16 protein-coding genes and 1 pseudogene are annotated in these 23,364 nt (G+C 68.7%); 8 read left to right on the top strand and 9 right to left on the bottom strand.

Going from position 1 to position 23,364, the window contains the following annotated elements; translation table 11 throughout:
• Positions 1–98 precede the first annotated feature (98 nt).
• The 3 genes from GLS40_RS16455 to GLS40_RS16445 are packed head-to-tail and all read right to left on the bottom strand — an operon-like array spanning position 99 to position 2,604.
• The gene (locus tag GLS40_RS16455) at positions 99–1,094 is read right to left on the bottom strand and encodes a threonine ammonia-lyase (RefSeq protein WP_160383754.1); all 996 of its coding nucleotides are present in this window, start codon (positions 1,092–1,094) and stop codon (positions 99–101) included.
• Complete coding sequence (locus tag GLS40_RS16450) at positions 1,091–1,918, bottom strand: alpha/beta fold hydrolase (RefSeq protein WP_160383753.1); 828 nt, start codon at positions 1,916–1,918, stop codon at positions 1,091–1,093. Before GLS40_RS16450 ends, GLS40_RS16455 begins: the two co-directional genes overlap by 4 nt.
• A complete protein-coding gene (locus GLS40_RS16445) occupies positions 1,918–2,604 on the bottom strand; it encodes a haloacid dehalogenase type II (RefSeq protein WP_160383752.1) in 687 nt (228 codons plus the stop codon). The genes GLS40_RS16450 and GLS40_RS16445 overlap by 1 nt, the downstream gene beginning before the upstream one ends.
• 167 nt (positions 2,605–2,771) lie before the next feature.
• Here GLS40_RS16445 and GLS40_RS16440 point away from each other — a divergent pair, with 167 nt between their 5' ends.
• The 5 genes from GLS40_RS16440 (at position 2,772) to prfB (ending at position 9,547) form a co-directional block, all read left to right on the top strand.
• Positions 2,772–3,200, top strand: a complete 429-nt coding sequence (locus tag GLS40_RS16440; RefSeq protein ID WP_160383751.1) for an FKBP-type peptidyl-prolyl cis-trans isomerase — start codon at positions 2,772–2,774, stop codon at positions 3,198–3,200.
• 69 nt (positions 3,201–3,269) lie between these two features.
• Complete coding sequence (locus tag GLS40_RS16435) at positions 3,270–4,310, top strand: cyclase family protein (protein ID WP_160383750.1); 1,041 nt, start codon at positions 3,270–3,272, stop codon at positions 4,308–4,310.
• A gap of 85 nt (positions 4,311–4,395) precedes the next feature.
• Complete coding sequence (locus GLS40_RS16430; protein ID WP_160383749.1) at positions 4,396–5,640, top strand: N-acetylmuramoyl-L-alanine amidase; 1,245 nt, start codon at positions 4,396–4,398, stop codon at positions 5,638–5,640.
• A 101-nt stretch (positions 5,641–5,741) separates the two neighbouring features.
• Entirely contained in the window at positions 5,742–8,297 is a 2,556-nt protein-coding gene (locus GLS40_RS16425) for a penicillin-binding protein 1A (RefSeq protein WP_160383748.1), read from the top strand.
• A 122-nt stretch (positions 8,298–8,419) separates the two neighbouring features.
• Positions 8,420–9,547: a peptide chain release factor 2 gene (gene prfB / locus GLS40_RS16420; protein WP_160383747.1), complete on the top strand. Its 1,128-nt coding sequence runs from the start codon at positions 8,420–8,422 to the stop codon at positions 9,545–9,547.
• Between the two features lie 341 nt (positions 9,548–9,888).
• On the opposite strand, the gene GLS40_RS16415 is transcribed toward prfB, so the two are convergent.
• Positions 9,889–11,115 carry an MFS transporter gene (locus GLS40_RS16415; RefSeq protein WP_160383746.1) on the bottom strand — a complete coding sequence of 409 codons (1,227 nt, stop codon included), beginning with the start codon at positions 11,113–11,115 and terminating at the stop codon, positions 9,889–9,891.
• A complete protein-coding gene (locus GLS40_RS16410; protein ID WP_160383745.1) occupies positions 11,105–11,911 on the bottom strand; it encodes a lytic murein transglycosylase in 807 nt (268 codons plus the stop codon). The genes GLS40_RS16415 and GLS40_RS16410 overlap by 11 nt, the downstream gene beginning before the upstream one ends.
• A gap of 127 nt (positions 11,912–12,038) precedes the next feature.
• Between GLS40_RS16410 and GLS40_RS16405 the strand changes: the two genes are divergently transcribed.
• Positions 12,039–13,499 (top strand): amidase, encoded by a 1,461-nt coding sequence (locus GLS40_RS16405; RefSeq protein WP_328598918.1) that lies wholly within the window; start codon positions 12,039–12,041, stop codon positions 13,497–13,499.
• Between the two features lie 98 nt (positions 13,500–13,597).
• Complete coding sequence (locus tag GLS40_RS16400) at positions 13,598–14,371, top strand: DUF2189 domain-containing protein (RefSeq protein WP_160383743.1); 774 nt, start codon at positions 13,598–13,600, stop codon at positions 14,369–14,371.
• A gap of 283 nt (positions 14,372–14,654) precedes the next feature.
• On the opposite strand, the gene GLS40_RS16395 is transcribed toward GLS40_RS16400, so the two are convergent.
• Together GLS40_RS16395 and GLS40_RS16390 are read right to left on the bottom strand one after the other, a co-directional pair.
• Positions 14,655–19,043: a translocation/assembly module TamB domain-containing protein gene (locus GLS40_RS16395; protein WP_160383742.1), complete on the bottom strand. Its 4,389-nt coding sequence runs from the start codon at positions 19,041–19,043 to the stop codon at positions 14,655–14,657.
• Positions 19,040–20,788, bottom strand: coding sequence for an autotransporter assembly complex protein TamA (locus tag GLS40_RS16390; protein ID WP_235905965.1), 1,749 nt, complete (start codon positions 20,786–20,788; stop codon positions 19,040–19,042). Before GLS40_RS16390 ends, GLS40_RS16395 begins: the two co-directional genes overlap by 4 nt.
• Before the next feature lie 363 nt (positions 20,789–21,151).
• On the opposite strand from GLS40_RS16390, the gene GLS40_RS16385 reads away from it, so the two are divergent.
• Positions 21,152–22,084: a hypothetical protein gene (locus GLS40_RS16385; protein WP_160383740.1), complete on the top strand. Its 933-nt coding sequence runs from the start codon at positions 21,152–21,154 to the stop codon at positions 22,082–22,084.
• A gap of 7 nt (positions 22,085–22,091) precedes the next feature.
• Here GLS40_RS16385 and GLS40_RS16380 read toward each other — a convergent pair whose 3' ends face one another.
• Both GLS40_RS16380 and GLS40_RS16375 read right to left on the bottom strand, forming a co-directional pair.
• Positions 22,092–22,772 carry an isochorismatase family protein gene (locus GLS40_RS16380; RefSeq protein ID WP_160383739.1) on the bottom strand — a complete coding sequence of 227 codons (681 nt, stop codon included), beginning with the start codon at positions 22,770–22,772 and terminating at the stop codon, positions 22,092–22,094.
• Between the two features lie 120 nt (positions 22,773–22,892).
• Positions 22,893–23,364 (bottom strand): annotated as a pseudogene (locus tag GLS40_RS16375) (hypothetical protein); the annotation flags it as partial.

Here is a 23,364-nt window from a genome sequence, read left to right as displayed (position 1 = left end):
TTGGTGTTATGGAAGAACCTTACACGGATATAGTTGTCGACGTCAACTATATCCGTGCGCCGCCGGGTCACGTCGCAGATATGTGATCGGCGTGGCGGTTACAGCATCGCCAGCGCCCTTGCGAACATGGCCGGGTCGACGTTCCCGCCCGAGATCAGGGCGATCACGGTGTCGCCTTCCAGCGCCTCGGCCCGGTAGAGCGCGGCGGCCAGCGCGACCGCGCCACCCGGTTCGGCCACTACCTTGAGCCGCAGGAAGGCCTGCGCCATCGCCTGCAGCGCCTCGTCGTCCGTCACAGTCAGCCCGGGGCCGCAGAGGCGGGAGAGCAGCGGATAGGTCAGGTTGCCCGGCTGGGGCGTGATGATCGCATCGCAGATCGACCCGGTAAGGCTGGCGTTGCGCTCGATCCCGCCCGAGGCGAGCGAGCGTGCCACGTCGTCAAATCCCATCGGCTCCACCGGGCGCACGCGCATGCCGGGCGCGCGGTCCGCCAGCGCCACGGCAATGCCCGAGGTCAGCCCGCCGCCACCGCAGCAGACCAGCACTTCGGCCTCGGTCACGCCCAGTGCGGCGGCCTGTTCGGCGATCTCCAGCCCCGTGGTGCCCTGTCCGGCGATCACCCGGGCGTCATCGAAGGGTTTGACCAGCGTCAGCCCGCGTTCGGCGGCCATCGCATCGCCGATGGCATCGCGGTCCTCGTTCGCGCGGTCGTAGAGCACCACCTCGGCCCCCAGGGCACGGGTATTGGCGATCTTCAGCGCGGGCGCGTCCGAGGGCATGATGATGACCGAGGGCACGCCATGTTGCGCCGCCGCCCAGGCCACGCCCTGCGCGTGATTGCCCGAGGAAAACGCGATCACGCCCTTCTGGCGCACGCCGGGATCCAGGGCCGAAATGGCGGACCATGCGCCGCGCGCCTTGAAGCTGCCGGTATGCTGCAGGCATTCCGCCTTGATCAGCACACGCCGGCCCGCGATCTCGTCCAAGAAGGGCGAGCTCAGCAGCGGGGTGCGGCGGATATGTGTGCCCAGCCGGGCCGCGGCGGCCTCGACATCGGCGATGGACGCGGCGGGCGGGGTGTCGTGAACGTTCATTGCAGGCGCTCCAGCCAGGCCGTCAGGGCGGCCAGGGATTCGGGTTCGTCAAGAAACGGGATATGCGCCCGGCCGGGCACATGGGCAACGATCAGGTCGGGATTGCGGCGGGCCATCTGCTCGACCGTGTCGCGGGACAGCAGGTCGGAATTCTCGCCGTGGATCACCGCGCAGGGCAGGGGGGCGATGGCATCGAACAGCGGCCAGGCATCGGCATTCAGCGCGTCCTCGAACCCGGCGGCGACGGCATCGCGCAGCTTCGGGTCGTAGTTGATCTTCAGCCCCTCGGGGGTTTCCACGTTGGTGTGGGTCACCTCGACCCGCCAGCGGTCCAGCGGGACACCGGGGAAGCTGGCCGCCAGCGCCTCCTGGCGAAAGGCGGCAGCCTCGTCAAAGGTCGCCTGCGGCGGGTTGCGGCCGAGATAGGTCATGATCGCGTGCAGCCCGTCGGGGGCGACCGCCGGGCCGATGTCGTTCAGACAGACGCCCAGCAGACGGTCCTTGGCGATGGCGGCCAGCAGCATGGCGATGACCCCCCCGCGCGAGGTGCCCAGCACCGCGGCCTTTGCGATCCCCAGGTGGTCAAGCAGCGCCAGCGCGTCCCCGGCCTCGGTCGGGACCGTGTAGGTCGCCGGATCGGCCCAGCCGGACTGCCCGCGCCCGCGATAATCCATCCGGATCATCCGCACGCCCGGCAGATGCGGCGCGACGAAATCGAAATCCCGCGCATTGCGGGTCAGCCCCGAGAGGCAAAGCAGCGGCAGGCCCTCGCCGGCCACCTCGTAATAGAGCGACAGCCCGTCGGGGGCATCGAAATGCGGCATCAAAAGACCTCCAGTTCGGGGATGCGGGCCAGGTCGGTCAGCACATGGTGCGGCTGGCCGGGCAGGCGGTCGACCGGTTCGCCCTTGCGGTTCACCCAGGCGGTGGTGAACCCGTAGCTGGCCGCCGCCGCCGCGTCCCAGCCGTTGGACGAGACAAACAGCACCTCGCACGGCGCGCAGCCGAAGCGCTGGCCCACCAGGTCATAGACCGCGCGGGCGGGTTTGAAGATGCCGACGCTTTCCACCGACAGGCAGTCATCCAGCACCGCACCCAGCCCGGCAGAGGACACAGCGCCCTCCAGCATCCCGGGCGAGCCGTTGGACAGGATCGCCGTCGCCAGCCCGCGCGCCTTGAGCGCGGCCAGCATCGTGGGCACCTCGGGATAGGCCTGCAGTTCATGGTAGAGCGCCAGCAGCCGGGCGCGCAGCGCCGCGTCGCCATCCAGCCCGTGCGCCTCGAGCGACCAGTCGAGCGCATCCTGTGTCAGCTGCCAGAAATCCGCGTGCTGCCCCGTGACGGCACGCAGCCAGGAATAGGACAACTGCTTGATCCGCCACGATTCCGCCAGGGCCTGCCAGGTGTCGGCCAGCTTGCCCGCCCCGGGTTCCGCCGCCGCGTTTCGGGCGGCCGCGCTGACGTCGAAGAGGGTTCCGTAGGCATCGAAGATGCATGTCGTCACGGGCATGGAATGTCCTCTTTTCCAACGTTGCCGTGGCAGCGTGCCACGCCCAGCAGGCGGGGGAAAGGTTCAAAATTTGCAATGCCGGCCGGGTCGGACTAAGTTGGGGGAGAGCTTCGGGCACCCGTTTCGGACGGCCCCGCCAAACCCATCCAAGACAGACAGGACAACATATGACGCAGGTGAAACCGGGCGATACGGTTCGCATTCATTACACTGGCACCCTTTCGGACGGCACCACGTTCGACAGTTCCGAAGGGCGCGATCCGCTGGAATTCACCGTCGGTTCGGGCCAGATCATCCCCGGGCTGGACAAGGCGCTGCCGGGCATGGCGGTCGGTGAGAACAAGACCGTCGAAATTCCCTGCGGCGAGGCCTATGGCGAGCATCAGCCCGAGGCGGTGCAGAGCGTCGACCGCGCCCAGATCCCCGAGAATATCGAGGTCAAGCCGGGCCTGCAGCTGCAGGTCCAGACCCCGCAGGGCCAGACCGTGCCCGTGGTCGTGACCGAGGTGAGCGAGAGCGAGGTTGTCCTTGATGCCAACCACCCGCTGGCCGGCCGCGACCTGACCTTTGCCATCGAGCTGGTCGAGATCGCCTGATCCCGCTCCGCTTGCGCCGGACGCCGCCCTCGCACAGAGTGCCGGCGTCCGGACAGTGGAGGAGAGGTCATGGCAAAACGATGGGTGAACCGCCCCGAGGGATCGAACTGGGGCGATTTCGGCGAGGACGACCAGCTAGGCCGGCTGAACCTGATCACGCGGGACAAACGGCTTGAGGGCCTGGCCGAGGCGCGCGAGGGCCTGGCCTTCTGTCTGTCGCTGCCGCTGGATTATCCCGGCGGTTCCGATCTGAACCCGCGCCGCAAGCCGCCGGTGCTGCGCCCGACCCTGCGCAGCGACGGGATCAATTTCGATGTCGAGCTTGGCGGCGATCACTCCGACGTCCTGTGCGACGACCTGGCGATTCTGCATCTGCAATATTCCACCCAGTGGGACGCGCTCAGCCATGTCGGCTCGCTCTTCGATGCCGATGGCGATGGCGTGGCGGAACATGTCTTTTACAACGGGTATCGCGGGGGCGAACATATCGTCGGCCCGCAGGACGTCGCGGATGCCGGGGTCCAGCCTTCGATGAAGGCCGAAAGCACCTCGCGCGCCGGGGCCTTGGGGATCGAGAACATGGCCGCCAGCGCGGTGCAGGGCCGGGCGGTGATGGTCGACCTGCATGCCCATTTCGGCGACGCCCAGACACTGGTCGGCTATGACGATCTGATGCGGGTGATGGAGGCCGAGCGCGCCGAGGTGGAACAGGGCGACATGCTCTGCCTGCACACCGGATTCGCGCAGGTGATCCTGTCGATGGGCGGCACGCCCGATCCGGCGCGCCTGCACGGCAGCTGCGCCTCGCTGAACGGGCGCGATGCAAAGCTCAGGCACTGGATCACCGACAGCGGCATCGCGGCGCTGATCGCCGACAATTACGCGGTCGAATCCCTGCCCGCCGTCCCGGGTGACGGCTGCTGCTCGTCCCTGCCGCTGCACGAACACTGCCTGTTCAAGCTGGGCCTGCCGCTGGGAGAGCTGTGGCACCTGACGCCGCTGGCCGCGTGGCTGCGCGAGCAGGGCCGCACCCGGTTCCTGCTGACCGCCCCGCCGCTGCGCCTGCCGGGTGCCGTGGGATCCCCGGTCACGCCGGTCGCGACGGTGTGAGCGGAGGGGTCTTCGCACCCGCCGCCGGTTGGGCTAGTCTGCGCCGGGACAGGATGCCGGCAAGGCGTCCGGGCAGGCAGGCGGCATGATCGGAACAATCACACGGGCATTCGGGGCGCTGGCCCTGGTCGCGGCGATTGCCGTGGCGGGGGCGGCGCAGACACCGCCGGGGCAGGGGTTTTCGGCCCTGGCCCGGGTCGACATGGCCAGCAGCCAGATTCGCGACAGGGGCGATGCCCTGTCGGTGGAACTGGGGCTGACCCAGGGCGTGCCCTGGCGCATCTTCACCCTCGACGGTCCGCCGCGCGCCGTGCTCGATTTCCGCGAGGTCGACTGGCAGGGCGTCGACAAGGTGGCGCTGATGAACTCGGACGGGGTGACCGACCTGCGCTACGGCACCTTCCGCCCCGGCTGGTCGCGGCTGGTGATCGACCTGGCCCGCCCGATGGCGCTGGACCGCGCGGGGCTGAAGGTGGACGATGGCAGCGGTGCGGCGCAGCTGTCGGCCCGGTTTGTCCCGGCCTCGCCCGAACGTTTTGCCGCCGTGTCGGGCATGCCGCCCGACGATCCGCTCTGGGCCCTGCCCGAAGGCGACATGCTGCCCCGGCCCCGGGCGCGCACCGACGGGCCGCTGGTGGTGGTGATCGACCCGGGCCACGGCGGCATCGACCCCGGCGCCGAACGCGAGGGGCTGGTCGAAAAGGACCTGATGCTGACCTTTGCCCGCGAGCTGCGCGAGGCGCTGATCCGCGCTACCGGGATCGACGTGGTGCTGACCCGCAACGACGACAGCTTCGTGTCGCTGGAACGCCGGGTCGCCATCGCGCACGAACGTGGCGCCGACCTGTTCGTGTCGCTGCATGCCGATGTGCTGCCCGAGGGCGGGGCCAAGGGCGCCGTGGTGCACCTGCTGGCCGAGACCGCGACCGACGAGGCCTCGGCCAAGCTGGCCGAGCGGCACGACCGCGACGACCTGCTGTCGGGCGTCGACCTGACCGGCAAGGACGACGTGGTGGCCGACGTGTTGATGGACCTCGCCCGGCTGGAAACCCAGCCCCGCAGCACCCGCGTGGCCAATGCCCTGGTGGACGCGATGCGCAAGGCCGAGGTGCCGGTGAACTCTCACCCCGTGCGGGCGGCGGGGTTTTCGGTGCTCAAGGCGCCCGATATCCCCTCGGTCCTGATCGAGCTGGGATTCCTGTCGAACCCGCGCGATCGCAAGAACCTGGCCGACCCCGCGTTCCGCACCCGGCTGGCCGAGGCGATCCGCGACGGGATACAGGCCTGGGTCGTGGCCGACACCGCTGCCTCGCATCTGGTCAGACAATAGGCGGCACGGGCAGAAACACGCCGTAGGGTCAGGTTCTTGTGTTTTGACCCTGTCCCGGGGGCCTAGTATATAATGCCCTCACCTGACGGGGGACTCTGGGTTTGATCCGATTCATTCTTTCCATCTTCGGCGCCATCTTCACGATGGTGACGCTGGGGGCCATGGTCATCGCGCTGTCGATCGGCGCGGTGTTCTGGGTCTATGGACGCGATCTGCCCAGTCACGAAAGCCTGGCCCAGTACCAGCCCAAGACGATCAGCCGGATCTATTCCGGCGAGGGCCGGATCATCGACGAATTCGCGGTCGAACGCCGCCTGTTCGCCCCGGCGGAAGAAATCCCCGACCTGGTGAAACATGCCTTCATCTCGGCCGAGGACAAGAATTTCTATACCCACCACGGGTATGACACGCGCGGCATGCTGGCCGCCGCCGTCGACGCGGTGAAATCGCGCGGCAAGAACGTGCGCGGCGCCTCGACCATCACCCAGCAGGTGATGAAGAACTTCCTCCTTTCCGGCGACCGGCGGATCGAGCGGAAGATCAAGGAAATCATCCTCGCCGCCCGGCTGGAAGAGACGCTTCCCAAGGAAAAAATCCTTGAACTGTACCTGAACGAGATTTTCCTGGGCCAGAACTCCTATGGCGTGGCGGCGGCCGCCCAGACCTATTTCAACAAGGCGCTGTCGGACCTCGCCCCACACGAGGCCGCCTTCCTCGCCTCGCTGCCCAAGGCGCCGTCGGATTTCCACCCGGTGCGCAACAAGGACCGGCTGTTGGCGCGGCGCAACTTCGTGCTGCGCGAGATGGAAGAGAACGGCTACATCTCCAAGGCCGCCTATGAGAAGGAGGTCGCCGAACCCCTCCGCTCGGTCCAGAACGGCGATTTCGAAAGCTTCAAGGACAACCTGCCGCCGCGCGACTATTTCACCGACGAGATCCGCCGCCAGCTGTCCAAGGATTTTGGCGAAGGCGAATTCTTTACCGGCGGCTTTGCCGTGCGCGCCACCATCGACCCGGAAATGCAGGTCGAGGCCGCCGAGGCCCTGCGCACCCAGCTAGAGGATTACGACCGGGGCCGGGGCATCTGGCACGGCCGCATCGCCCGCATCCCCGAGGATCAGCTGGGAACCGAGGACGCCTGGCGCGCCGCCCTGGCGTCGACCGAGGCCCCGCGCGACATCACGCTGGAAAACCCCTGGCACCCGGCGGTTGTCCTCGGGTTCGAAAACGGCGCGGCCCGCATCGGAATCGAGGGCGTGGACGCGGATCCCGAAGGCGACTGGATCGTGCCCAAGGACGTGCAATGGGCCCGCAAACTGCTGGACAACGGCAAGCTGGCCAGCCGCGCCAATACGGCGGACGACCTGCTTGAGCTGGGCGATGTGGTTCTGGTGCGCAAGATGACCGCCGATGCCGATGGCAGCTTCATCCGCTGGACCTTGCGCCAGGTGCCCGATGTCGAAGGCGGCTTCATGGCAATGGATGTGAACACCGGCCGGGTGATCGCGATGCAGGGCGGTTTCAGCTACCAGCACTCGGTGTTCAACCGCGCGACCCAGGCGCTGCGCCAGCCCGGCTCCTCCTTCAAGCCCTTCGTCTATGCCTCGGCGCTGGACAGTGGCTATACGCCCGCGACCATCGTCATCGACGCCCCGATCGAGATCAACACGCCGCAGGGCCTGTGGCGGCCCAAGAACGCGTCGAACCAGTATTACGGCCCCACGCCGCTGCGGACCGGCATCGAACGCTCGCGGAACCTGATGACCGTGCGCCTGGCGCAGGAGGTCGGCATGGACGTGGTCGCCGCCTATGCCGAGCGCTTCGGCGTCTACGAGAACATGGGCCAGTATCTTGCCAACGCCCTGGGATCCGAGGAAACCACGCTGTTCAACATGGTTGCCGCCTACGCCATGTTCGCCAATGGCGGCGAGCGGGTGGAACCCACGCTGGTCGACCGGGTGCAGGACCGCTACGGCAAGACCATCTACCGCCACGACCAGCGCGTCTGCGAGGATTGCGGCACCGAGGCGATCCCGCCCGCCAAGGGGCCGCGCATCGTGTCGGACCGGCAGCGTGTAATGGATGCGATCACCGCCTACCAGCTGACCTCGATGCTCGAAGGCGTGGTGCAGCGCGGCACGGCCAGCGGCTCGGTCAACCTGCCGGTGCCCACGGCGGGCAAGACGGGCACCACCAACGACGCCAAGGACGTGTGGTTCATCGGCTTCACCTCGAATGTGGTGGCGGGCTGCTACATCGGCTACGACGACCCGCGCCCGCTGGGCCGGGGCGCCTCGGGCGGGGGCATGTGCGGGCCGGTATTCCAGCGCTTCATGACCCAAGCGGTCAAGAAATACGGTGGCGGCAAGTTCAAGATCCCCCCGGGGGGGCATTTCATCAAGATCGACCGCTTCACCGGCGCGCGTCTGAGCGACGATGCCTCGGGCCCGAACGTGGTGGCGGAATACTTCCGCGATGGGGAAGAGCCCGTGTTCGGCATCTCCTTCGACGGGGGCTTTGCCATGGGCTCGAACCTGCCGCTGTTCGACGAGGTGCGCCAGAGCCAGGCCAAGGAGGTCACCACCTCCACCGGCAAGAAGGCCGTGGTCGGGCCCAAGGCCAGCTTTGGTGCACTGTCGTCGGGCGGGCTCTACTGACACCGGATGCGGCGCGGGGGGCCTCGCGCCGCCCCGCCTGCCAGCCGCCGGGCGCCACCGGCTTGCCCGTCGGCGGGCTTCACGGTATCACGCGGCACTCAACCGAAGGACGGACACGGGCCATGCGCGCGGAAGCACAGAACATCGTTGCCGAGATCGAAAAGACCCTGAAGCTGCTGGCGCAGCGGATGGATCGTGAGACCGCGCCCTATCGGCTGGAAGAGTTCAACGCCCGGATCGAGGACCCGAACCTCTGGGACGACCCGACCAAGGCGCAGGCCCTGATGCGCGAACGCCAGATGCTGATGGACGCGATGGAGACCTACGAGTCGATCTCGCAGGACATGACCGACAATGTCGAACTGATCGGTATGGGCGAGGAAGAGGGCGACGACGATGTCGTGGCCGAGGCCGAAAATGCGCTCAGGGCGCTCAAGGTGAAGGCCGCCGAGAAGGAGCTGGAGGCGCTGCTGGACGGCGAGGCCGACAGCAACGACACCTTCCTCGAAGTGCATTCCGGCGCCGGCGGCACGGAAAGCTGCGACTGGGCCTCGATGCTGGCGCGGATGTATGTCCGCTGGGCCGAGAAGAAGGGCTACAAGGTCGAACTGCAGTCCGAAAGCCCGGGCGAAGAGGCCGGGATCAAGTCAGCGACCTACAAGATTTCCGGCCACAACGCCTATGGCTGGCTGAAATCGGAAAGCGGCGTGCACCGGCTGGTGCGGATCAGCCCCTATGACAGCGCGGCGCGGCGGCATACCTCGTTCAGCTCGGTCTGGGTCTACCCGGTGGTGGATGACAATATCGAGGTCGAGGTTCTGCCGAACGACATCCGCATCGACACCTACCGCTCGTCCGGCGCGGGCGGCCAGCACGTCAACAAGACGGACTCGGCGGTGCGGATCACCCACTTCCCGACCGGGATCGTGGTGACATCGTCCGAGAAATCGCAGCACCAGAACCGCGACATCGCCATGAAGGCGCTGAAGTCCCGGCTCTACCAGCTGGAACTCGACAAGCGGAACCAGGCGATCAACGAGGCACACGAGGCCAAGGGCGATGCGGGCTGGGGCAACCAGATCCGGTCCTATGTGCTGCAGCCCTACCAGATGGTGAAGGACCTGCGCACCGGCTTCGAGACCTCGGACACCGGCGGCGTGCTGGACGGCGATCTCGACGGGCTGATGGCCGCGACCCTCGCCATGGACGCCCATGGCAAGAGCCGGGCAGAGGCCAACGCCGAGGCGTGATCACACCCCCAGGGTGTTGCGCCGCCTGCGGCGTCGCGCGGGGGTTCGTCCGCGCATTCCACCCCTCCGGGGGGGCCTGCGCGACCGAAGCCTCCGGCGGGCATATTTTCAGCAAGAGGAAGTAACGGACTCTTAACCGGACTCCGGCACAACGGAGTCACGGTACAGGCGGGCACGCCGATGACCGTGCAAGGGGAAGGCCCCTCGACAGGGTCGGGGGGCTGGACCTTCTCCTGCTTCCTCTTGCTCCAAATATGCCCGCCGGAGGCGACAAACGCACCGCGCGGATGCGCGGTGCAAAACGTCGTGTGCGCCGCAGGCGCTCCTTTTGGACAGGGCCGCTAGCGGCGGCCGTTGGCCAGCCTGGCGGCCTCGGGGTGGCGGCGCAGGGCAAGCATGGCCCAGGTGCCGACAGCGGGGCCGGGGACCAGCACCAGGAAGGCCCATTGCCAGCCGCCAAGCAGGCCCGCGATATGCGGCATCAGCCAGACGGCCAGGACGGTGAGGGCAAAACCCAGGCCAAGCTGCAAGGCGACCGCGGTGCCGACGAAGCGCGGCTCGGCCAGTTCGGTGACCGCCGCCGAAAACTGGGCACTGTCGCCGATCACCGTGATCCCCCAGATCAGCGCGACAGCCGCCAGCAGCCAGGGCGGGCCGGCGAAGGCAAAGCCGATCGCCAGCGCCGCCGCCCCCGACAGGACCATCATCCCCGCCGTCGTCAGGCAGCGCCCGATCCGGTCCGACAGCAGCCCGCCCGCGATGCTGCCCGCCACGCCCGAGGCCACGACGATGAACACCAGCATCGAGGGCGACCCGAACGGAAAGGGCGCAAGCCCGCCGGCCTGGGCCGCCGTGGCAAAGGCCAGCAGCCAGGCCCACATGGCATAGAGCTCCCACATGTGGCCGAAGTAGCCGATATTGGCGAGCATCAGCGGGCGGGAGGTCAGGACCCGCAGGCTCTGCCCCGGATCGAAGGTGGCCCGGCCGAAGCCGTGCGGCCCCTCGCGCACCGCGAAGGCAAAGATCGCGGCCGAGAGCAGCGCGGCGACCGAGGCCGCGGTCACCACCTGCTGCCAGGCCAGCCCGCCCGCCACGGCGCGGAAGAGATGCGGCATCGACGAGCCCAGCGTCAGCGCCCCGATCAGGCAACCGAGCGCCAGCCCGCGCCCGCGCAGGAACCAGGTCGCCATCAGCTTGAGCGCCGGGGGATAGACCCCGGCCAGCGCCACGCCGGTCACGATCCGGGCCAGCACCGCCACCCCGGGCGAGGGTCCGGTCAGCAGCCAGGCGTTGGACGCGGCGGCCAGCAGGGCCGAGGCGGTGATCAGCCGGTGCATCCGCACGATATCGGGCAGGTTCACCAGGCTCGACCCGACCGCGCCCAGCACGAATCCGATCTGCACCGCATTGGTCAGCCAGCCCGACTGCGCCGGAGACAGCGCCCAGGCCGCGATCAGATCGGGCCCCACGGCAGTGGCCGAGAACCAGGTGGTGAGCACGCCCACCACGCCCAGGCAGATCAGCGCGAGCGCCCGCCAGCGGGCGCCCGGCGCGGGTTCATCCGTCAATCTGCGCCCCGGTGATCGCGATGGCCTGCTGATAGACCGTGGCCGCGTTCCATTCGTTCAGCACCCGGAAATTCGCCGTGCCTTCGGCATAGGGCTGGCCGCGTTTCCAGCCCTTCGCGGCCAGGAAATTGGCGGTGGAGGCCATGGCGTCGGCCTCGTTGAACAGATCGATACGCCCGTCGCCATTGGCATCCTGCCCATAGCCCAGCACATTGCCGGCCAGGAACTGGGTATGCCCGATCTCGCCGTGGGCGGCGCCGATGGCATTGGCGGCGAGCCACCCCCGGTCCACCAGTTCCAGCGCGGCCATCAGGTGGCGCGAGAAGAACTCCGTCCGGCGGCAGTCATAGGCCACCGTGGCCACAGACGAGAGCACCGAGTACTTGCCGAAGTTCCGCCCGAACCCGGTTTCCATCCCGTGGATCGCCAGCAGCACGCCGGCTGGCACGCCGTAGGTCCGTTCCAGCGAGGCGTAGAAGTCAGGGTTGCGCGCCTTGCGTTGCTTTCCGCCGCTGGCGATGGCCGCCGTGCCGCGGATGCGCATGAAATCCTTCAGCGAATAGCGCACGCCGGTCTGTTTGCGGTCGGCGTTGATCGTGCCTTGTGAATAGCTGGTCGCGGCCAGGGCCTGCAGCCCGCGCGCGCCGATCCCGGCGGCCTGGGCCTCTTGTGCAAAGGCGGCCTTCCAGCTGTTGAACCCGGCCGAGGTGTTGCCGCATTGCGCGGCAAGGCCCGGCGCGGCGAGCGCGCCCGACAGGCAGAGCGACAGGGCGGACAGGCGAAGCGTCTTGATCATTGGAAATTTCCCCGGATCGAAATGGCTGCCTGAAAGAGTAGTGCACAGAGGGCCTTGCGACCAGTGGTCCGGCCCGCTGCATAGCGAAATCGGCAAAAGGCGGTCTGAATGGGGATGGACCCTGCCGGTGACGGGATTACGCTCGGCCCAGGGACGAAGCAGAAAGGCAAGGCGCATGGAACTGACCCGGATGACCGCGGATGACCTGTCGCACCGGATCGCCACGCGCGAGGTGTCGGCGGTCGAGGTGATGGAGGCCGCGCTGGAGCGGTTCGAGGCGGTCAATCCGCGCTTCAACGCCATCGTGGCCCTGCGTGACCGGGACGCGTTGCTGGCAGAGGCCCGCGCCGCCGACGCCGAGGCCCCCCGGGGCTGGCTGCATGGCATCCCCGTCGCGGTCAAGGACCTGGCCAATGCCAGGGGGCTGCCGACCTCGATGGGATCGCCGCTCTTTGCCGGGACCATGCCGGCGGCGGACGACCTGTCCATCGGACGGATGCGGGCGGCGGGGGCGATCTTCATCGGCAAGACCAACGTGCCGGAATTCGGCCTGGGCTCGCATACCACGAACCCGGTCTTCGGGCCCACCCGCAACCCCTATGACGACAGCCGCACCGCGGGCGGGTCTTCGGGCGGGGCGGGGGCGGCCCTGTCGCTGGGCATGCAATGGGTCTGCGACGGGTCCGATGCGATGGGCAGCCTGCGCAACCCGGCGGGCTGGAACAATGTCTACGGCTTCCGCCCCAGCTGGGGGCTGGTCCCGCAGGAGCCGGGGGGCGACGTCTACCTGCACCTGCTGTCGACCCTGGGGCCGATGGGCCGCGCGCCAAAGGACGTGGCGCATCTGCTCGACATCATGGCGGGGCCCGACCCGCGCCTGCCGCTGGCCCTGCCGCAGCAGCCCTCCTTTGCCGCGCGGATCGAGGCGCCGGTCAAGGGGCGCCGCATCGCCTGGGCGGGCAACTGGGGCGGCGCCTACCCGATGGAACCGGGCGTACTGGAGACCTGCGAGGCCGCGTTGTCGGCCTTTGCCGACATGGGCTGCGAGGTCGAGGCGGTGGATCCGCCGTTTCCGGCCGACAAGCTGTGGGACAGCTGGACCACGCTGCGCAGCTTCTCGGTCGCGGCGCGCCAGGAGGTTCTCTATGCCGATCCGCTGAAGCGCGCGAAACTCAAGGCCTCCTCGGTCTGGGAGATCGAGCGCGGGCTGGCGATGAGCGCGATGGAGGTGCAGCGCGCCAGCGCCATCCGGTCAGACTGGTTCGCACAGGCGGTGCGGGTCTTCGATCGCTATGACGCCCTGGTGCTGCCGACGGCGCAATGCTTTCCCTTCCCGGTGGACTGGCCGCACCCGACCGAGCTGGGCGGGCAGGCGATGGACACCTATCATCGCTGGATGGAGGTCGTGATCCCGGCCAGCCTGCTGGGCCTCCCGGCCTTTGGCGTGCCGGCCGGGTTCGGGCCGGGCGGGCTGCCCATCGGGTTGCAGATCGTCGGCCCGCGCGGCGGCGATCTGGAGGTGCTGCAACTGGGTCAGGCCTGGCACGAGGCCACGGGCTGGCCGGACAAGCGCCCGCCGCTGGCCTGAGCGCGGCGCGCCCGGCCCCCAAAGGTGCCCGGCGAATGCATTTGATTTCGCGGGGGCGAGCGGCTCTCTTGCCGCGAAGACAGGGACAGGAGGCCCCGATGACCGATCCGCTGCCCGGGGTGCCGCCGCTGGCGCGGGCCAGCTTTGCCGACCTGTCGCGGGCGCTGCGCCTTGGCCTGCGCGACATGATCGCGGCGCCGGGATACGGTTTCCTCTTCAGCCTGCCCTATGTGCTGGCCGGATGGGGGATGGTGGCTGTCACCTGGCTCAGCGGGCAGGTCTACTGGCTGATCTTCGCCGCGATTTCCTTTCCGCTGATCGGCCCCTTCGCGGCGGTCGGGCTATACGAGGTGTCGCGCCGGTTGCACCGGGGGCTGCATCTGGATCTGGGCCCGGTGCTGCTGGTGATCGTGCGGCAGGGCAGGCGGCAATTGCCCTCGCTCTGCGCGGTGATCCTGATCCTGTTCCTGTTCTGGTTCTTCCTCGGCCACATGATATTCGCCCTGTTCCTGGGGCTGTCGGCGATGACCAATGTCTCGACCTCGATGGAGGTCTTCGTCTCGCCCGAGGGGCTGGCCATGCTGGCGGTCGGCGGGCTGGTCGGCGCGGGCTTTGCCTTGCTCCTTTACATGATCACGGTGATCGCCCTGCCGCTGCTGCTGGACCGCGAGGTCGATTTCGTGACCGCCATGATCGCCTCTTTCGGGACGGTCACGGGCAGCCCGGTGGCGATGCTGGCATGGGGTGTCTTTGTTGCGGCGGTGACGGCGGTGGCGATGCTGCCCGCGTTCCTGGGCCTTTTCGTGGTGCTGCCCTGGCTGGGTCACGCCACCTGGCATCTCTACGCCGGACTGGCCGCCCGGCCCGCCTGACGAGGGAGGGGTTCCCCGGCGCCACTGATGGGAGCAAATGCTTGCGTGATCACATGAGCCGAGTGCACGGGCCATGCGCAGCAACCCCAAGGAACCCCGGGTAAGATCCGCTCGTGACCCCTAAACTCATTAACTTTTGGACGATCTGACCCTGCGTTAAGTATCGGGTCAATTTCCCAAGAACACAACCCTTGGTGGATGGAGGGTCGGCAAAGAATCTCCTATTTCGACCCTCAGGCGCATACCGTTCCGCATGGTGACTGCGGCTCCTGTCATGAAGAGACTAATAATCCTTTTCGTAAAACAGCCCCAGGCTGGTTTCGCCCGAATTCGACACCTTTCCCTTGCCGGTCAGGTGTTCGGTCAGGTCCAGGTTGATCGACAGGTTGGTTTCGCCAGTGCTCTGCACCTCGACATCGGTATAGACGTTTTCCGACAGGTACTTGCCCGCGCGCAGCGAGGTGTCGCCATCCTCGGTCTGGCTGATGTCCAGATCGTCGAGTCCCGTGTTCTCGCGCAGCTTGCCCAGCACACCGCCGCTGCTGCGGCCCGTCAGCTCGGCCACGGCGGCGGCCAGCTTGGCCGCTTGCAGAACCGACAGCGACGCAAGGTCGCGCGAGAAGAAGAGCTGCGACAGGACTTCGTCTTCGGGCAGTTCGGGTTGCGATTCGAAGGTGACCTGGGGTTCCGAGGCGGGGCCCTCGATCACCACCTGCACGGTGTACTGGTCCCCCCGGTTCTGGGCCACCAACCGGATCGTCGGCTCGAAGGAGCCCGCCAGGCTGATCCGCCCCTCGGTCAGGTCCAGCCGCTTGGTCAGCAGGTTCAGCCGCCCGCGCACCAGGTCGAAGGTTCCGGTGGGCTGCGGATCGCCAACCGTGCCCCGGATACGGATGAAGCCGCGCAGCTCGGCATCCAGCCCGCGGCCCCGGACGAAGATCGGATCGTCCGAGCGCACCACCACGTCCAGCCCGAGATTGCTGGCGGGCGAGGGGCCGCTGGCCTCTGTTCCGTCGGAAATCAGCCCGGCGCGTTCGCGGGTGAGGCGGCTGGCGGCGGGTTCGGCGATATGGGTGATCTCGGGGATCGGTTCCAGCCCGCCGAGCGAGCCCGAGGGGATCCGGATCTCGGTCTTTGACAGGCCGATATCGGCGGTGATCCGGCCGTTGCCAAGCAGCGGGCCCGAGGCCACCGCCTCGCCGTTCAGCACGGTCGAGGCCAGGCCCGAACGTTCCACGCGCACATTGGCGATGGCGGCGCGCAGGTTGGCGTCAAAGGGGGCGGACAGCTGCACCGGGCCGGTGACGCGGATCGTGCCCTCGCCCAGCCCGGCGCTGACGTTCACCTCGCCCCGCCCGCCGGACAGGTTGATCGAGCCGTTGATGTCCTCGACGATCTGCTGCAGCTCGGGCAGGACGATGCGCCCGCCGACGAGGTCGAGCCTGCCGGTCAGGGCGCCCAGCCCGGGCTGGCCGTTCATCGACAGGTCGAATGCCGCCATGCCGCTGGCCGACTGCGGCGTGATGAAGGCATTGGCCAGAGCCAGCGGCGCCTGGCCGTCGATCTTCAGCGCGACCCGGCCGCCGGGCAGACCGACCTGGCCCTTGGCCTGCACGGTCGCATTGCCCGGGCCGACAAGGCTGACATCCAGGTCGGTGGCACTGGCGGTCTGGTTGATCTTGGCCTCGGCGCTCAACTGGCCGGACAGGCTGCCGGTCAGCCGGGCCACGTCGTCCAGCCGGGCCGACAGCAGCAGCGAGGTCGCCTCGGGCGCGATCAGCCCCGAGCCTGAGGCATCCAGCGCCACCCCGTCGATGGCGAATTGCGCGATGGCGATCTTTGGGCCGTCGACGGTGGCGCGCAGCAGGATCGCCGTGCGCCCGCCCAGCAGATCGTCCACCGCCGGAGTGCCGATCCCCAGATTGGTGCCGGTGCCATCCAGCGCGATGACATAGCCATTGCCCTGCTGGGTTGCGCTGGCGGTCAGCTCCAGCGGCCCGGCGCGGCCGCCGGTGAAGATGGCGCTGTTGTTCAGCCGCCCGGTGGCGTCCAGCTTGCGCGCGCCCTCGGTCAGCTCGCCGCTGACGCCCAGATCGGCCTGGTCATTGGTGATCCGCGCCTCGCGCAGCAGGATGCGTTCCCCCGCCGACAGGGCCAGGCGCAGCTGGGTGACGCCCCGGAACAGCGGGTCGACCATGTCATTGCCGATGCCGATATCCTGCCCGGTGCCGGTCAGGTTGACCACGTAATCGCCGCCCTCCTGCGTCACCTGGGCATCCAGGTCCAGCGGCCCGGCCCGCCCGCCGGTGAAGATGGCGGTGTTGTCCAGCCGGCCCGTCACCTCGATATCCGGCACGCCGTCCGTCACCTCGCCCTTGGCCGAGACGTTCAGCTGCGGGTTGGAGATATCGGCCTTTTGCACCAGCAGGCGTTCGCCCACCAGCACCGCGATGTCCAGTTCGGTCGCCCCGGCAAAGAGCGGATCGACCAAGGCGTTGCCGATGCCGATATCGCGCCCGCCGCCCTTGGCCGTGACCTGCCAGTAATCGCCCTGTTCCTCGGCCCGCATGTCGACCGAGACCGGCCCGGCCTCGCCCCCGGTGAACAGGGCCGAGTTCTTCAGCAGCAAGGCGACGTTCACGCCGCGCGCGCCTTCGGTCAGCTCGCCCTCGGCGCGGATCTCGGCCTGGTCTGTGATGATGTTGGCCTTGTCCAGCAGGATGCGGTCGCCCGCTGTCAGCGACACATCCAGCGAGGCGCCCCCGGCCAGCAGCCGGTCCACCGGGTCGATCCCCAGGCGCAGGTCCTCGCCGCCGCCGATGGCGGTGACATGTAGACCGTCGGGCCGCTGTTCCAGCGCGCCGGCAATGGCCAGCGGGCCGCTTTCGGTACCGGTGAAGATGCCGGCATTGGCCAGCCGGGCCGAATAGCTGATGGTGCCGCTGTCGCTGGCCAGGGTGCCCGAGGCATTGGCCGCAAGCTCGGCATTGGTCAGATCGAAGGTGTTCAGCGTCAGCCCGCCGGTGCCGCGTTCGACGTCCAGCTTCAGCGTCGCGGGCGGCGAGAGCAGCGGATCGACCTGGGCGATGCCAAGCGCCAGCCCGTCGGTCCCGCCCTCGGCGACCAGCTTGAACGTGCCGCCCAGCAGGTCGGCATTCACGTCGATCGCCATATCCGCCGCGCCGCGCAGCTCGACCCCTGCCAGCGGGGCAAATGCGGCCAGGTCGCGTGCCTCGGCCCGGCCTTCGGCGCGCAGCACGCTGGTGCCCTCCTGGGTCGAGAGGTCGGCGTCAAGCGTGGCGCCATAGCTCGCGCCGTCGAGCCGCAGATCGCGGATCATCAGGGGCTGGCCCTGGGTCCAGTCGATCCGGGCCGCGCCGGTGATCTCTTCGCCGATGGCGCGGGCCACCGCCGGGTCCTCGGCGCTGAGCCCATAGGCCGAAAAGGTAATGTCATTGCCCACCGCAACCGGGCTTGTCGGGGTGATCGTGCCATCCAGGATCAGCTGCACCGATCCCGCCGCATAGCCGGGCATCGAGAAATCGGCGATGGTGAAGGCGCCGGTCACATCGTTCCCCTGCGCGGCATCATAAGTCACGTCAAGGTCGGTGCGGGCCACGGCGATGTCATTGCCGAAGGGCAGGGTGACGGGCGATCCGTCCTCGTGGCTGACGACACCGGTCACGGCAAAGCTGCGCGGCATGCCGTCCGGGCCGATGTCGGCCTTGCCCTGCAACTGCATCGCGGCGCTGGCCAGGCTGAACCGGTCCAGCACGATGGCCCCGTCATCGCCCCGCTGCCCGGCGGCCGACAGCCCCACGTCGGGGCCAAAGAATTCGCGGTAATCGGGCGCGATCAGCGCGGTGACATCGCCGCTCAGCTCGGCGGCAAAGCTGCGCCCGCCGGACTCGATGCCCGCAAGCGTGACATTGCCGTTCAGCCGGTCCTCGCCATCGGTCTTGAGGTCGATATCGGCGCGGTAGTCGTCCAGCGGGCCGGTGCCCGCGACCTTGAGCGCGACCGAGGGGCGGCCCGGCAGGTTCATCAGCCGCGCCGCGATCCCGCCCTCGGGTTCGGTCAGGTCGAGGTTCACCGCCAGCGTTTCGGCAGACGGATCGTAGGACAGGTCGACGATGAACTGCCCGGCCTTGTCGGTGCGGTTGACGTCAAGCGCCACGTCCATGCCGCCATCGGCCAGGGCGGCGCTGCCGGTCAGGCGCAGGGTGACCTCTTCGCCAAGGATCGGCTGGCCCAGGGTCACCTTGTCGGCCCGGATCTCGCCGATCTGCACCGACACCGGCAGTTCGGGGATCTTGAAGCCCGAGGCCTCGGGCGAGGGGGGCGCGTCGGACACCGGCAGGCGCGAGAGGGTGATGCTCTCGGCCGTCAGCGCGTTGATCACCAGCCGCCCGCGCAGCAGGGCGGTGCGGTTCCAGTCGAGCACGGCGCCCGTCAGTTCCAGCCAGACGCCATCGTCATCCGCGATGGTCATCCGGTCCATCGTGGCATTGGACGACAGCGCGCCGCGAAAGCCGGTGATGTTCACCGCCCGGCCGGTGTCGGACAGCTGGTCCTGGATCAGCCGGGTCAGGAAGCCCTGGTCGTCGTCCTGCGCCCGGAGCGGCAGGGCGGCAAGCAGCGAGAGGATCAGGCACAGGGCGAGACGTTTCAAAACGATTGTCCAATTCCGACGTACAGGCCAAATCCGCTTTCGCCGGACACCGGAACGGCGACGTCCAGCCGGATCGGCCCGATGGGGGTGAAGTAGCGCGCGCCCAAGCCCGCGCCGGCATGCCAGTTGCCGCCCTCGAAGGTCGGTTCGGGGCTGACCATGCCGTAATCGACAAAGCCGACCACGCCGATGGTCTTGGTGACCATGGTGCGCAGCTCGGTCGTCAGGCCGACAAAGCTTTCCCCGCCGACCTCGCGGCCGTTCACGGTGCCGCCGCCCAGGGACTGGTATTCCTGGCCGCGCACGGTGCCGCCGCCGCCCGAAAAGAACAGGTAGTCGGGCGGGGTGCCCGCCAGCGACGCCCCGGGAACGGAGCCGAGCTGCGCCCGCCCGGCCAGGATGAACTTGTCGCTGCCGAGTTCGGTATAGCCGCGCAGGTCGGCCTTGAGCAGCACGCCGCTTTCGGACCCGGACACACCGATGAAGGGCAGGGCCGAGGCCTCGATATAAAAGCCCTTGCTGGGGTTCAGCTCGTTGTTGCGCTTGTCCCATTCGACGCCGAATTCCATCGTCACATGGCGGAAATCGCGGGTGCCGAAGGCATCGGTGCTCTTGGAGGCGCGGAACCCCAGGTCGAAGCTCGCGGTCAGGTCCTCGGTCACGAAGCGGCGCAGGCCGACCGTGGCCTCGGCAATGTCCGAGGTAAAGGACGGCTCGTCCTTGCTTTCGATGTTCACGCCAAAGCGCAGGTCCATGTCGGGATGCTTGAACGCCGGGCGGATGAGCGAGGCGCCCAGCTTGTAGTCGATGCCGCCGCTGTTGCCGCCGATGCCGTTGACCTCGCCGTCGATACGCAGCCGCTCGGCCCCGCCCAGCAGGTTGCGGTGCATCCAGTAGGCGCTGAGCCCGACCCCCTCGGTCGAGCTGACCTCGGCCCCCACGCCAAAGCGGTGGCGGCGCGCGTCGTCGACATCGACGATCATGTCCAGCGTGTCGCCGGGGCCGATATCCTTGGCCTCTTCGATCACCGCCGAGCGGAAGGCGCCGGTGCGGCGCAGGCGGCGTTCGGCCTTGTTGACCTCGCTGGGGGAAAAGGTCTCTCCCTCCGGCAGGCCGGCAATGGCGGTGATGCGTTCCGGGCGCACCCCGCTTTCGCGCGATCCCGGCGTCAGCAGCGTGCGGCCGAACCTGAGCTTGGGCCCGGGGGCCAGTTCGATGCGCGCGGCGATGGTGTTGCTGGCGTGGTTGGCGGTGATCTGCTGACCGGCAATCTCGGCCCGGGCATGGCCGTCTTCGCGCCAGGCCTCGACGCCGCCCTGGGCCGCGTCGCGCATCACCGGGGTGCTGGCGGGCTTGCCCGGGGCAAAGTCCTCGGGCGGTTCGCTCCCGGCGGGCAGGGGGGCCACGCGGGCCTCGGAAAAGGTGAATTCGGGCCCGGGAACCACCGACAGGACGATGGAGTTGATGGTCGGAACCTCGCGCAGGATCGACATCCCCGAGGCCTCGCGCCCGTCCAGCCGGATCGACACCTGGCCACCGAAATGCCCCGCCTCGTAAAGCGCGGCCAGCATGCGGCGGTAATCGGCCTTGGCCGCGGCCAGCAGTTCCTGCCCGTCGGTCACGCCCTCGTCGACCGAGGTGGCCGAGAGCGACGCGGCCCGCAGCGCCTCGCGCAGTTCGAGGTCTGCCGCGGGGGCGTCGACGGTCACCTCGGCGGCAAGCGCCGTGACGGGAATAGGGGTCATGAGCAGGCTTGCGAGAAGCGTGGCCCTGGTGCTGAGGTTCATAGGGTCTGGCTGCCTGTCATCCGTGCTGTATGCATGTCAGGTTAGGATAACATGTGACGCGGAGGATACCAGATTTCCAACCAAGCCAATTTCCCGGTGACCGGCCCGGCGACCACCTGTCGCGGCAGCGCTTCAGCGGGTTGACTGCGCCGTGCGGGCCGGATTTTCCCCTTTTGTACATATATTTGGCGGGTTCCGCCCGGGTCATCGGCCTGCCTCCTGCCGATCCATCACGCAGTTGTGTCCGCCAAAGGCGGCACGCGGCCCGCGCGAACGGCGGATTGTTGCCTGTGCGGCCGGGCGCGATGCGGGGCTGACCGGGTGAGGGTGCGGGCCGCCCTGATCCTGCTGGCCCTGGCGCTGCCGCTGGCGGCCCCGGCGCAGCAGCCCCCGCCCAGCCCCCGCGCGCCCGAAGGCGCGGCCCCCGCCGGCCAGCGCCGCGCCACGCCGCGCTGCTATCGCGCGATCAGGCTGCGCGACGAGGACCTGCGCCGCAATGCCGGGCGCATCGACGGGGACCGCGCGCTCTGCGTCTCGCTTGTCGCGATTTACGAGGGCGGGCGTACCTGGCGCTTCAGCATCGTGCGCAATCTGCTGGCGCCGGACCGGCTGGCGCTGGTGGTGCTGCATGACGACGAGGACACCGCCTTTGACACAGGGCTGGAGGCGGTGCAGGTCTATGGCGGCACGCTGGTGGCGCTGGACACCGGCGGGCAGCGCACCAACGAAGGGCAGGATCCCAACCACAACTTCGGCGGCGCGGCGTCGCTGGTCGCCCCCTGCCGCCGGATGCGCGACGGCCCCTCGCCCGAGTTCACCGCCGAGATCCTGCGGCATTTCGGCCCCGACGCGCCGGTGCTGTCGCTGCACAACAATCATGACGGTCATGCGGCCACCGGCGGGGCGGGCGATTTCTCAGTTGCGGTGAATGCGCCGGGGCGGCGGGGCCTCGCGGCCCCGGGCCCGGCGAGGGGGCTGGCGGATCCGGACAATGCGATCCTGATCCCGGGCCGGGTGCCCTATGACCAGGACCGCGCCGCGCAGGGGGCGGTCGCCTATTTCCACCGTCACGGCATCAACGTGATCCACGAATGGGTCACCCCCGGGCGCAACGACTGTTCCCTGTCCAACCACGTCGCCCTGACCCGCCGCACGCCGTATTACAACGTCGAGGTGCAGCACGGCGCGGCGGCGGAACAGGGGCGGATGCTGGGCGCGCTGATGCGCTGGCTGGGCATCGCGCCGCTGCAGTGATCCGCATTCAGAGCCGGGCGAATTCCGCCGCGATCGTATCGGCGTCAAAGCGCAGGGGGGCGGCGCCCTGCAGGCGCCAGACGGTCTGCGTGTCGCCCGCGATCAGCGCCTCGGCCCCGGCGGTATCGGTCACCGCGCCGCCGTAGAGGCGGTTGGCCAGGTTCAGCATGGCGACCTGATGCATGGTCCGGGTGCCGCTGCCGCAGGCGTCCTTGACCATCAGCACGCGGATGCCGCGCGCGACGCAATCGCGGATCGTGGCGGCGACGCAGGCCTCGGACCAGACGCCGCAGACGATCATCCATTCCGGCGGCTGCTGCATCATTGCCACGAAATCGCTGTCGGTGAAACAGGACAGGTCGTTCTTGAGGATCTGCTCCTCGCCCGGCCGCGGGGCGACCTCGGGGCAGATATCCGTCAGCGCGGTGCCGGGGGCCGAGAAGGCGGGCGCGCCATCGGCATCCACCGGTTCGAACGGGCGGGGCGGGACCTTGGCGAAATCGCGCAGATAGGCGGCGTGCAGCACCCGCAGCCCCGCGGTGCGGGCGGCGGCGAGCAGCCGGGCCGAACGCGCGAGGACCGCGTCATAGCCGTCGACCAGGTAGCGGGGATCCTGGCGGTGTTCCTCCTGCAGGTCGATCAGCAGCAGGGCGGTACGGTCGAGCGGCAGGTCCAGCGGCAGGTGCATGGCGGTCCCGGGTTGCGGTGAGGGGCGGGATCCTTCTCGCCGGAAACCGGGGGGACTGGCCGCTCTGTTCGCGACCCGCGGCTGCGGCTTTGCGTCAGAAAGGGCGCGCGGGCCGGGCCCTCAGCCCTTGGGCATGGTCAGGCGGACGCTGCGACCGCCCTTCACATATTGCAGCTCGCCATCGCCGATGGAGGAGATGCGCCCGCCGTCGATACTGTCGCCGACCTTGACCTTCTTGTAGCGGCCATCGGACAGGCGGATCAGCGCGCGGCGGCTGGAGGGCTGGCCATAGACGCCGATCAGGTTGATCCGGTTCAGGTTGATCGCGTTGCGCACCGTCGCCTGCCGCGTGACCGAGGCGCTGGAAGGCGCGGTCGGCGCAATGCTCTGGCGCGGGGCGACCACGGCCGCGGGGCGGACCGGCGCGGCCATCGCGGCGGCGACGACCTTGTCAAAGCCACTGGGCCGGGTGGCCGGGCGGCGTGAGCTGGCCACGGCGTATTTCGTGCCGGTCTCGAACGGATCGGGCGCGGTTTCGGTCAGGTCCGGGCGCTCGCCCGCATCGGCGGGGCGCGCTGCCGACAGCACGCCG

This window comes from Pseudooceanicola pacificus (assembly GCF_009789075.1).
GTDB lineage: Bacteria > Pseudomonadota > Alphaproteobacteria > Rhodobacterales > Rhodobacteraceae > Pseudooceanicola > Pseudooceanicola pacificus.
The sequence above is the reverse complement of the archived record's forward strand: the minus strand, read 5'-3'. Positions and strand labels throughout refer to the sequence as shown.